An 11,282-nucleotide genomic window follows, 5' to 3' on the forward strand; every position below is an offset into this window, starting at 1 on the left:
GATGATAATGAAAAATAAATTAATTAAAGATTGGTTCATACGTTTTATAAAAGGTGTATTCATTGCACTAGGGTTTATTCTGCCTGGTGTTTCAGGTGGTGTTTTAGCCGCAATTCTTGGATTATATGAGCGTATGCTTAGTTTTATGGCGCATATTCGTCAGAATTTTAAACAAGATTTTTGGTTTTTTGTGCCAGTTGGGCTAGGTGGTATTGCGGGTATTATTTTATTAAGTAACCCATTAGAATATTTGTTGACCACTTACAAAGCTGTTGTATTGTGGGGTTTTGCAGGTGCTATTGTGGGAACATTACCATCATTGTTTAAAGAAAGTGCGAAGACTGGCCGTCGACGGTCAGATTGGTTCTTATTTATTGGAACGGTAATCATTGGTGGCATATTTTTGTATAATATGACGACTATTTTTGGTGATTTACCAATTAACTTTTTCTCATGGTTATTAGCAGGTGGGCTGATTGCTTTGGGAATTATTGTACCAGGATTAAGTCCATCTAATTTACTGCTTTATCTAGGGTTATTTGATCCAATGATTAAAGGTTTCAAAAATGCCGATCTGACAGTCTTTATACCCATGGCTATTGGTGGGGCTTTGACACTAGTTATTTTTTCCAAACTCATGCACTATCTTCTGCAAAACTTCCATGCAAAAGTCTATCATTTTATTTTAGGTATTGTCGTGGTGTCCACACTACTCATTGTTATTCCACCTGTAGCTGATTACACTGGCTTTACATTACTTAGTGTTTGTATGAGTATCGTATTATTTTTAATTGGTGGCTGGATTGGCTATTGGATGAGTCATTTGGAACAACAATATAAGTAAACTAATCAAAAAAGCCAACCTGTTATTTAACAGGTTGGCTTTTTTATAATTAGTTAATGCTAGCGTATACTAGATAAATCACGTGTACGGGAGGGGAACGATATTAATCATAACTTATTGGGTTACCATCAAAATTAATTACCTGACCAGAACGATCAGTGTCATCAGTTATTAGATCAACGGTTAACTTTCCAGCTTCGGCCGCTGTTTTGAATCCAGGACCTGCCATATGATTATTGAGATCTGTTGTCACACCACCGGGGATGAATGCGAAAATTTCTATAGCCTTATTTTGTGCTTTAAATTCAACATGCCAATTCTTAGTCATGACGTTAAGTGGGGCTTTAGCTGCAAGATAGCCAAAGGGATGGAAGAAACTATTGGGCTCAATTGGAACGGTCATGCTTAATATTTGACCATTATTCTTATCTAGAATCGGAAGAAGTGAACGACTTAATTCATAAGGACCAAGAAAATCAACAGTGTATGTTTCTACCAATTCATCAGTGGTAAATTCCCAAGCAGTTTTACCCATATCACCAGCAATGCCGGCATTGTTAACTAAGAGAGAGAAATCAGGATGCTGAGTTGTGATATCTTCAGCAATTTTAGCTAATTCATTGACTTTACTCATATCAATGATTTGTAACTTGGCGTCACCGAATGTTTTTAATTCATCAACGGCTTTTTGACCGCGACTTTCATCTCGAGAACCTACAAGTACAGTGTAGCCTTTTATTAATAGGTTTTTTGCAATTTCATAGCCAATACCTTTATTGGCACCGGTTACTAACGCTGTTTTTGTCATTTGTGAAACTCCTTTATATATGATCAACAATGTGTTGATCTTCCTTGGTATTCACATTAATTATACTACTTATTTTAAGTAAGCGAAAGTATAAATTATTTTTTAAGTAAATTGGCTATACGTTCTTTCAAATCAGGGTCTGATATTAATGATTCAAAGTCATTTGGAGACAACTTTGAATGCGCTAGTTCATTTACTAATATTTGATAAAATTCGTCGGATTTTTGGTCGTTGTCTTCCGAAAACTTGATTAGCGCATGTAGGATAGGTAGTAATTCTTTACCTTTTTTGGTCAATGAATATTCAACTTTAGGTGGCATTTCTTGATAATCATGCCGATGAATAATATCTTCCTGCTCAAAACTACTCAGTGTTTGAGAGAGCATTGTATCAGAAATACCAGGCAACAGTGATTTCAATTTATTAAATCTGATTGTTTTAGCCAAAGCCAGTTGCCAAATGATTTGCGTACGCCATTTACCCGAAATAATTGTTAGTGCATTTTGAATTGGATTGGAGTTATTGGTCATGAGAGATTGTCCTTAAATTTTAAAACATACTAAACTTTTTTTCAGTACTTATATTAATTACTTATTGAGAATACAATACTTAGTATACTAAAAGAAAAGAGAATTGCATAATGACAATTATTAATGTTAATACGTTAGAAGGCCGTTTTACGATTGATGAAAAAAGAATGTTGGCAGAAAAGTTGACTGATGCTGTTATGATTCCTGAAATTGGTCAGTTTGTTGCTGCAGCTCGTGTTGGTTTTCAGGTGACATTTACCGAATTCAAATCAGAAAATATGGTTGTTTCTGGCAAACTATTGTCGGATTTAGATCCAATGCCTGACAATATTAATGTACATGTTTTGGTGATGGATGGTGATTGGACAGTGCCTGTTCGTCAAGCAGTTATTGAAAATATTGCAAAAGCTTTAGCAGAAGTTAGTGGGTTGCCTGAGCCATTGAACAGTTGGAAATCAACTTTTCAAGTCATAGATGAGGGTAGTTTTGGTACTGGCGCAGGCGTATTATCAATTTTGGATTTACTTAATAGTGGTGTCTTTTCTGAAGAAAAGAAGCAAGCTGTAATTAATCATATTAATCATTAATAGGTTGAAAACAAGATATTACTAAATATCTTGTTTTTATTTCGCTAATTAATAGAATATATTAAAAACGTTGGGAATATGTTGTTAAATATTCCCAACGTTTTATAGACAGCATAAATTCACTCATGCTTTTTAGTTAGTATATTAAATAAATTGTTCTGATAAAGTTAAAAATTCATCAATGTCTTTTTGGATTAAATTAGCACCAGCTTGCCAAAAATCTGGTTGCGTGAGGTCCACGCCAAGATGCTTTTTTGCTAGTTCTTCAGAAGTCATATTAGCTGTGTCACGCAATAAGGCGATATATTTATCTTCGAAATCAGCACCGTCTTTTTGTGCTTGCGCGTAAATACCCGCTGAAAACAAATAACCAAAAGTATAAGGAAAGTTATAGAATGGGACGGAATCAATGAAAAAATGCAGTTTTGATGACCAGAAGTGTGGGTGGCGTACATCTAAAATACCGTCAAAGGCATTTTTTTGTGCGTCGTCCATTAATTCATTCAATCGCTGTGGCGTAACCACACCGTTTTTACGTTCTTGATAGAAAGCATCTTCAAATAAGAAACGCGCATGAATGTTTAAGAACATCGCAATTGGATTGGTCATTTTAGCATCAAGTAAAACTAACTTTTCGGCATCTGATTTTGCGCCACGGACATTGGCATCATTAACAATCAGTTCTGCAAAAGTTGAAGCAGTTTCGGCCACATTCATTGCATAAGCATCACGCCATAATGGTAAATCTGTCAATTGTGCAGAATGGAAGGCGTGACCTAATTCGTGAGCGATGGTTGCTGCATCATTAACGGATCCTGTGTAAGTTAAGAAAATACGGGATTCCTGTAAATCAGGAACAGACTCCATGTAGCCGCCTGGTTGTTTTCCGGGACGATTTTCTGACTCAATCCAACGTTTTTCAAATGCCATTTTAGCAAATGAAGCCATTTTAGGTGAAAATTTTCCAAATTGCTCAATAATGAAAGCGGCTGCATCATCGTAGGATACTTCTTCAGGTTGGTAGTTGCCGATATTTGTCAATGGGGCGACTTGATCTTGCCAGCCAATATTTTTTAAACCGAGTAATTGTTTTTTGCGGTCAAAATAAGGTTTAAACATTGATTTATTGTCGTCTACAACACGCCACATTGCGTCAAGTGTTGCTTGAGACATACGGTTCATCTCTAGTGGCTGTTCGAGATGATTCTTGCGGTTATGCGCTTTTTGGTTCGTTAATCGGAAGCCAGCGAGATGATTTAAAGTATCTGCGGTAAGATTTTCGGCATTGCTCCACATCTTTTCGTAGTTAGCCATGATGTTGGCGCGAGTGTCGTTGTTAGCTTCACCATCTAACATATTCAATGCCTGACCAGCAGAAATGTGTCGTGTTTTACCATCTTTAGTATCTGTGTAATTCATGGATAAGGACGCCGATATGGTATCATAATGTTTAGACCAAGCCTGTTGACCATCTAAATCAAGTTGATTAATGAGTGACTCGGTATCATCATCCAATAAGCGCTTGGCATTAGTACGTAATTCAGTAAGATAGAACGCAATATTAGTTAAGCGTTCAGAGTGAATGACTCTTTCAAATGATGCATCATCTAGCGTTAATAGTAGTTTTTGAAATTTATTTAGTGGTGCTGAAAAATCAACAAAAAGTTTGCCTAATTTGTCAAAATGAGGGCTATAAATACTATTACCATAGTCAACTGATGCCCAACCATTGATAAAAATATTGATTGTGCCAAGCCCAGAGCCAATCGATTGTGCGAGGTCAGAAAGATTAGCGATAGTTTCAGCTGAGACTTCTGCTTGATCAACTGCTTCAGCAAATGAATGGATTTGTTCAGCAACTAAATCATATTTTGCCATCAGTTCTGGTGAATTAATGCCACCTGGGTAAATACTTTCCAAGTCCCAAGTCTGTGAGTAAGTCATAATATATACCTCATGCTTTTGTTTTTATTATATCAGTTTGAAAAATGTGATGATATGTTATTATCGTTTAACTATGAATTTAATATTTAGTCAGTAAGTCACTAGTTTGCGTTAGATTTTGTTCTATCGTACAATAAGAAAGCTATTATTTTAAGGGGTAGAATATGACAAAATTAGTTAGGTGGTTGCTTGGATTGGTTATAATATTAGGTATTTTATTATTAATTGCGGGCATGTATTTTTTTCAGGTCGCACAAGTTCGTGACCCAAAATCAAATCAACCTGATACCTTACGGACAGAAACTAATGCGCTTTATCAATATGAACATCAGTTTTTGGCACGTGAGAAGCAAACATGGTATGAAACATCAAATGATGGACTTAAGCTAGATGCATGGTATGTACCCGCGGATAAAAAAACAAATAAAACCGCTATTTTAGCTCATGGGTGGCATAATAATAAGACAACCATGGCTATTTATGGTGAGTTGTTTCATGAGCTGGGCTATAATGTGTTAATTCCAGATAATCGTGCGCATGGTGAGTCACAAGGAAAAATGATTGGTTACGGCTGGCTGGATCGCCGTGATTACATGCAATGGCTGCATCAAATCATCAAGAAAAATGGGCAACAGTCTGATATTGTGATGTACGGTATGAGTATGGGTGCAGCAACAGTGTTATCAACCTCTGGTGAAAAAGATTTACCAAAGCAAGTAAAAGCGGTGATTGCTGATTCTTCATATACAAGTGTATGGGAAGAGATGAAACACGAGGCAGGGGATATGTACGGTTTGCCATGGTTTCCGTTGGTCAATGTTGTGTCAGGGATTTCCAAGATAAGAGCAGGGTACACTTATTCTGAAGCTAGCCCAGTAAAGCAAGTTGCTAAAAGCCAACAACCAACATTGTTTATACAAGGTGGCGGTGATACATTTGTGCCAGCACATATGGTTTACACATTGTACGATGCACTTCATGCGCCAAAAGAACTTTGGATAGGAAAAAATTCTAAGCATATTCAAAGTTTTAATGACCATCCGATAGCATACCGTGAAAAAGTCAAAACGTTTTTAGAAAAATATGATCAATAGCTCAAAATTGAGTTAGCTTTAATGATTATGATATAATAATTAGTAAATGAATAAAATATCATGTCAGCTACTCACATAATTCTGATGGATATATAGTTAATTTAAATGAGGGTTCTATCATGTCAGTAGGTTCAAAAGAACACCGTAACGACAATAATTGGCGGCGTCTAGTGATCAAAGTTGGTACAAGTACAATTGTCGACGGTAAGGGTGAAATTAAGTATCCTGTGATCAATCGGCTGTCGCAAACGTTGACTCAATTACAGAAATCAGGCTACGAAGTGATTCTAGTAACTTCTGGGGCTATTGGGGTTGCCTTGCAACAAATGAAAATATCGCAGCGACCAGCTGATATTCCTGAACAACAAGCACTAGCAGCCATTGGGCAAAGCTATTTAATGGCGATATATAATCAAAGTTTTGCATTTTATCAGCAACATGTGGGGCAAGTATTATTAACTTATGATGTTTTTGATAATAAGTTAATGCTACAGCACACAATAGATGCCGTCGATGTGATGTTGGCGCAACGTGTGATACCAATTATTAATGAAAATGATGTGATTGCGGTTGATGAGTTAGATCATCAACATTCATTCGGTGATAATGATCGGTTGGCTGCCATTGTAACACATGAAACGCAGGCTGATAGTATGATTGTTTTAAGCGACATTGACGCATTGTACACTGCTAACCCATTTGTCGATCCGACAGCCCAACCAATTTCGTTGGTCTCAAGTATTACGCAAGAACTATTAGACAGCGCTACTGGTTCATCTACTTTAGGTACTGGTGGCATGTTGACTAAACTAAAAGCAGCCGAATATTTAATGCAGCAGCAGCGTCAAATGGTATTAATCAATGGTGCTAATCCAGCAACTATTTTAGATGTCGTTCAAGGTAAACAGGTTGGTACGCTATTTAAGGGAGAATAATATGGCACTTACAGTACAAGAAATTGGTCAACGTGCAAAAAGAGCAACCAATGATGTCGCTCATTTATCAATTGCAGTGCGTAATAATTTGTTGTTAGAAATGGCGGCGGCTTTATTGGAACAACAACATGCAATTATTGTCGCAAACCAAGAAGATCTCGCTGAATTTGCAACGCAATTAAGTGAACCCATGCAACATCGTCTGACTCTGGATGAAAAACTGATACGTGATATTAGTCAGTCGATGGCAGCGGTAGCCAAGTTGCCGGATCCAATTGCAGGCCCTTTTGATGAGTGGCGTACACATGTTGATTTGAAAATAGTTAAAAGAATTGTGCCATTAGGTGTCGTAGCAATGGTATATGAAGCACGTCCGAATGTGACAGTTGATGCAGCAGCATTAACGTTGAAATCTGGCAACGCCGTTATTTTACGTGGTGGTAAAGAGGCTAAACGGACAAATATGGTGCTTGCAGGTATTATGCGACAAGTCTTGCAACGCAATCAATTAAATCCTGATATCATTCAATTACTTACTGATACATCACATGAAACAGTCCATACATTGCTCCATATGAGAGATTATGTGGATGTTTTGATTCCACGTGGTTCGGCGCAGTTTATTAATTTTGTGGTAGCCAATGCTACAGTACCTGTCATCGAAACAGGTGCTGGTAACACGCATATCTTTGTTGATGAATCAGCTGACCAAGAAGAGGCTATACGAATTATACATAATGCTAAAACACAAAAACCTTCAGTTTGTAATGCAGCAGAAAAACTCTTGATTCATGAAAATATTGCAAATGATTTTTTGCCAAAAATTGTTGATGTGCTTGTTGCCGCAGGTGTCGAGGTGCGTGGTGATGAATTGAGTCGCACGATTGATGAGCGAATTGTAGTAGCCGGAGATAAAGATTGGGACACGGAATATAATGATTTAATCATTGCAGTGCATATTGTGTCAAGCATCGAGGAAGCAGTAACCTGGATTAATACGCATACGACGCATCATTCTGAAACAATTATCAGCACAAATACGGAAAATGTTGTAACATTTATGAATGATGTTGATGCGGCTGTTGTTTATCAAAACGCATCTAGTCGTTTTACCGACGGATTTGAATTTGGTTTTGGTGCAGAAATTGGTATTTCAACGCAAAAGTTACATGCTAGAGGACCAATGGGACTGTCGGCACTGACAACAATTAAGTACGAAGTGTTTGGTCAAGGACAAATACGAGAATAACAAAAAAACAAGTTGAGTGAATTGTCAACTTGTTTTTTTAAGCTAATACATTAAGCATCAATTGTTGGAAATCTGACACAAAGCGATCAGTGTCAACTAAAACGGCAGCTTGAGAAGTTGTTGGTTGGAGAAGTTTCTCTTTATCACCAATTGTACGACCATAATCACCTGTTTCTTGATCATAAGTCACGTGCATAGTTAATGGTATTGTGGTCACGTACGAGGCATCAATGCCAACTGCAACTGCTAAAGGATCATGCAAGGCAGCACCTTTCTTATCAATATTGAGGTTGAAATAAGCATCAATATAAAAGTCCATCAATTCAGCAAACTTTTCACCTGCAGTGGTTCCTAATGCACGCCATTGGGCCGTTTCTTGTTTTGTTAATAATGTCCGTAATGTGACATCCAAACCAACCATTGTCAGGTTGGTTTGCTTTTGGAAGACAATATCGGCTGCTTCAGGGTCTTGGTGAATGTTGGCTTCAGTAAATGGGGTGACATTACCAGGCACGGTCAAGGCGCCACCCATGAGTGTGGTATGACCAATTAGAGTAGCAACTTTAGGATCCTTCTCAATAGCAGCTGCTAAATTTGTTAGAGGACCAGTCGGGATGAAAATAAGATCATCAGTATATTTATGAGCTGCTTCAATTAGAAAATCAATACCAGATTGCTTTTCAACGAGTCGAGGCGATTGTGATAATTCGACTTCACCAATACCATTTTTGCCATGAATTAATTGTGAAATGGGCATGACATCAAAGTGGTCGGTAGTGGAAGAATGTTGTTCGCCAATAAAGACAGGAACGTCATCAACACCTAGTAAGTGCAAGAGGTTGAGTGAGTTTTGGGCGGACGTTTCAACATATGTGTTACCATAGCTTGAGATAATGCCGATTAGTTCGACGTTTGGATCAGCAACAGCATAGGCGATAGCTAGTGCATCATCAATACCAGTATCAAGATCGAGAATCATTTTTTTTTGAGCCATATTATTTAAATCAGTGTGTGACGCACAAGAACATCGTATATTTTAGCGCCAAACAACACGTTTCCTCCATTTGTATGATAAGTCCATTATACCGATTAGCAGCACACTTTGGGTCAAAAAGGTATAATAATTAAAGTAAAAAAATTATAGCTGAAAGGAAAAGTATAGGTGTCCATCTGATTTAAATTGGGCATTGATACACTGAGATTATGGAATTATATGATATAGCCATTATTGGTGGTGGGCCAGTAGGCATGTTCGCTGCTTTTTATGCTGGACTACGTGATACAAAAACTGTGTTAGTCGAGAGTTTGCCCACACTGGGTGGTCAAGTGACTGCCTTATACCCTGAAAAGATAATTTTGGATGTTGCTGGATTTGCAGGTGTTAAGGGTTCAGCATTCATTGAATCATTAAATCAACAATTGAAGTTATTTCCAGTTGAAATTAAAACCAAAACAACTGTGACTAATGTGCAAAAACAACATGAGTTATTCACAATAACCACGGACAATAATCAATCGTTTCAAGCTAAAACAGTTATTGTGACGACTGGGAAAGGTTCTTTTGAGCCACGCAAAATACAAATAGATGGTGTTGAATCACTTATTGGGCAAGGTGTTCATTATTTTGTAACCAACAAGCAAGATTTTGTTGATCATGATGTTGTCATTGCTGGTGGCGGAGATTCTGCTGTAGATATGGCCACGATGTTGAATGAGGTGACTGCATCAACTCGAATTATTCATCGACGTGACACATTTAGAGCCATGGAGCAGAGTGTTAACGCGTTAAATAACAGCACGGTTATTAAAGAAACACCGAAAAAGATTGTGTCAGTCAATAAACAAGTTGATGGTAAATTAGCTATCACTTTGGCGCATGTCAAGGCACCTGATGATATAACTGTGCTTTCTGTTGATGATTTAATTATTAATTATGGTTTCTTATCAAAAAATCAAACGGTACAATCTTGGGATATTCAACCCACACATGATGGCCAAGTTTTTGGTGTTAATCAGCAATTACAAACGAGTATTGATGGTGTGTTTGCTATTGGGGATGCTAGTCACTATATTGGGAAAGCAGACTTAATTGCAGTAGGTTTGGGAGAAGCGCCAAATGCTGTCAATGCGGCAATTAACGCATTTGATCCTCATCGTGGCGGACCAGGTCATTCTAGCGCCATGATAATCAAAAATGGTCATCTCGAGTGAGTTTGAATTGAAACTATTTGTCTAGCTTATCAACATATTGTTGATAAGCTTTTTTCATTTGTGTGGAAACAGTGGTTTCAAAAATATTACTTTTCAATAAATCATAATTTGAGTTTTCTAGGTCATCGTGTGTTTGGGTAGGATAGAGTATCATGAGTGCTTGACGAAAAGCATAAAACTTGGATGAATATGTTGGTTGATCAAGTAGGTAGAGTTCACTAATTTCAAGGAGCTTTTTTGAAGCAAAATTATATAAGGACCACGATGGGTATTCAACTTGATCATTGAGTCGAATCACTTGAAATAATAGGGGCGCATATTGGGACGCTTTATGTTCAGAAGTGATGCTTGATAAGGCACTAAAAACAAAGCGCAAGCCAAGTGATTGATTAAAGAAAATAATGTTTTGTTGTGACATAGATAGGTCACCAAGTGAAAATGTCATATCAATGTTACGCTTGATAGTTGCGATGAGATTGTGCAAAATATTGACAAATTCAGCTTCGTGAAATAGTTCGTTATTGAATTCTAGCTTCAATAGCACGAGTAAATTAACTTCTTCTAATCCAAATTCACCCTTAAGTAGGATACTTTTGAGTACTTCTCTTAAATCTAAGGGCAAATCACGATTAAATGATGAAGTAGAGGATAGGCGATAAAGTTTAACAGCCATTTTTAAACGCTCAATATTATGTGTGGTATAAAATTCACGAAGAGGAATTTGGTAATTAATCGTGGTAGGTAAATAGGCTGGTATATCGTAAAGTTTAAGATAATTATCTGCCATACTCTTCATGTGGGCAACTTCAGAAAATGTTGTTCGTAAATACCGTACTGTGTGGAGAAATTGCAATGTTGTAATATCTGTTTCACCTTTAACATAACGATACCAAGCCGAATTTGAAACATGTATGTAATCTAAAAGACTCGATAATTTAATGGATTTGTTCTTGCGTAATTCGTTTAAATGGTATCCCATTGGTTTGGTTTGGTTTGGTTTGGTTTGGTTTGGTTTGGTTTGGTTTGGTTTGGTTTGGTTTGGTTTGGTTTGGTTTGGTTTGGTTTGGTTTGGTTTGGTTT

General features: G+C 37.2%; 11 protein-coding genes. 6 read left to right on the top strand and 5 right to left on the bottom strand.

What is annotated here, in order from left to right:
* Positions 1 to 7: 7 nt before the first annotated feature.
* Positions 8 to 844 (top strand): DUF368 domain-containing protein, encoded by an 837-nt coding sequence (locus HNQ98_RS05385; RefSeq protein WP_014974837.1) that lies wholly within the window; start codon positions 8 to 10, stop codon positions 842 to 844.
* Positions 845 to 947: 103 nt separating this feature from the next.
* Here the strand turns inward: HNQ98_RS05385 and HNQ98_RS05390 are convergent, their stop codons facing one another.
* Together HNQ98_RS05390 and HNQ98_RS05395 are read right to left on the bottom strand one after the other, a co-directional pair.
* A complete protein-coding gene (locus HNQ98_RS05390; RefSeq protein ID WP_135198197.1) occupies positions 948 to 1,652 on the bottom strand; it encodes an SDR family NAD(P)-dependent oxidoreductase in 705 nt (234 codons plus the stop codon).
* Positions 1,653 to 1,747: 95 nt separating this feature from the next.
* Complete coding sequence (locus tag HNQ98_RS05395; RefSeq protein ID WP_019040664.1) at positions 1,748 to 2,182, bottom strand: winged helix-turn-helix transcriptional regulator; 435 nt, start codon at positions 2,180 to 2,182, stop codon at positions 1,748 to 1,750.
* A 110-nt stretch (positions 2,183 to 2,292) separates the two neighbouring features.
* On the opposite strand from HNQ98_RS05395, the gene HNQ98_RS05400 reads away from it, so the two are divergent.
* Positions 2,293 to 2,769 carry a tautomerase family protein gene (locus tag HNQ98_RS05400; RefSeq protein WP_014974834.1) on the top strand — a complete coding sequence of 159 codons (477 nt, stop codon included), beginning with the start codon at positions 2,293 to 2,295 and terminating at the stop codon, positions 2,767 to 2,769.
* 144 nt (positions 2,770 to 2,913) lie between these two features.
* On the opposite strand, the gene HNQ98_RS05405 is transcribed toward HNQ98_RS05400, so the two are convergent.
* Entirely contained in the window at positions 2,914 to 4,713 is a 1,800-nt protein-coding gene (locus HNQ98_RS05405; RefSeq protein ID WP_135197777.1) for a M3 family oligoendopeptidase, read from the bottom strand.
* 164 nt (positions 4,714 to 4,877) lie between these two features.
* Between HNQ98_RS05405 and HNQ98_RS05410 the strand changes: the two genes are divergently transcribed.
* The 3 genes from HNQ98_RS05410 (at position 4,878) to HNQ98_RS05420 (ending at position 7,991) form a co-directional block, all read left to right on the top strand.
* Positions 4,878 to 5,807 (top strand): alpha/beta hydrolase, encoded by a 930-nt coding sequence (locus tag HNQ98_RS05410; protein WP_135197776.1) that lies wholly within the window; start codon positions 4,878 to 4,880, stop codon positions 5,805 to 5,807.
* Between the two features lie 119 nt (positions 5,808 to 5,926).
* Positions 5,927 to 6,742 carry a glutamate 5-kinase gene (proB, locus tag HNQ98_RS05415; protein ID WP_135197775.1) on the top strand — a complete coding sequence of 272 codons (816 nt, stop codon included), beginning with the start codon at positions 5,927 to 5,929 and terminating at the stop codon, positions 6,740 to 6,742.
* Between the two features lies 1 nt (position 6,743).
* The gene (locus HNQ98_RS05420) at positions 6,744 to 7,991 is read left to right on the top strand and encodes a glutamate-5-semialdehyde dehydrogenase (protein WP_135197774.1); all 1,248 of its coding nucleotides are present in this window, start codon (positions 6,744 to 6,746) and stop codon (positions 7,989 to 7,991) included.
* Positions 7,992 to 8,028: 37 nt separating this feature from the next.
* On the opposite strand, the gene HNQ98_RS05425 is transcribed toward HNQ98_RS05420, so the two are convergent.
* Positions 8,029 to 8,985: a nucleoside hydrolase gene (locus HNQ98_RS05425; RefSeq protein ID WP_135197773.1), complete on the bottom strand. Its 957-nt coding sequence runs from the start codon at positions 8,983 to 8,985 to the stop codon at positions 8,029 to 8,031.
* Positions 8,986 to 9,191: 206 nt separating this feature from the next.
* Here HNQ98_RS05425 and HNQ98_RS05430 point away from each other — a divergent pair, with 206 nt between their 5' ends.
* Positions 9,192 to 10,202: an NAD(P)/FAD-dependent oxidoreductase gene (locus HNQ98_RS05430; RefSeq protein WP_172600985.1), complete on the top strand. Its 1,011-nt coding sequence runs from the start codon at positions 9,192 to 9,194 to the stop codon at positions 10,200 to 10,202.
* Positions 10,203 to 10,215: 13 nt separating this feature from the next.
* On the opposite strand, the gene HNQ98_RS05435 is transcribed toward HNQ98_RS05430, so the two are convergent.
* Positions 10,216 to 11,282, bottom strand: a 1,067-nt coding sequence (locus tag HNQ98_RS05435) for a hypothetical protein (RefSeq protein WP_260399551.1), incomplete at its 5' end; no start/stop codon positions are given.

This window comes from Leuconostoc carnosum (assembly GCF_014207505.1).
GTDB lineage: Bacteria > Bacillota > Bacilli > Lactobacillales > Lactobacillaceae > Leuconostoc > Leuconostoc carnosum.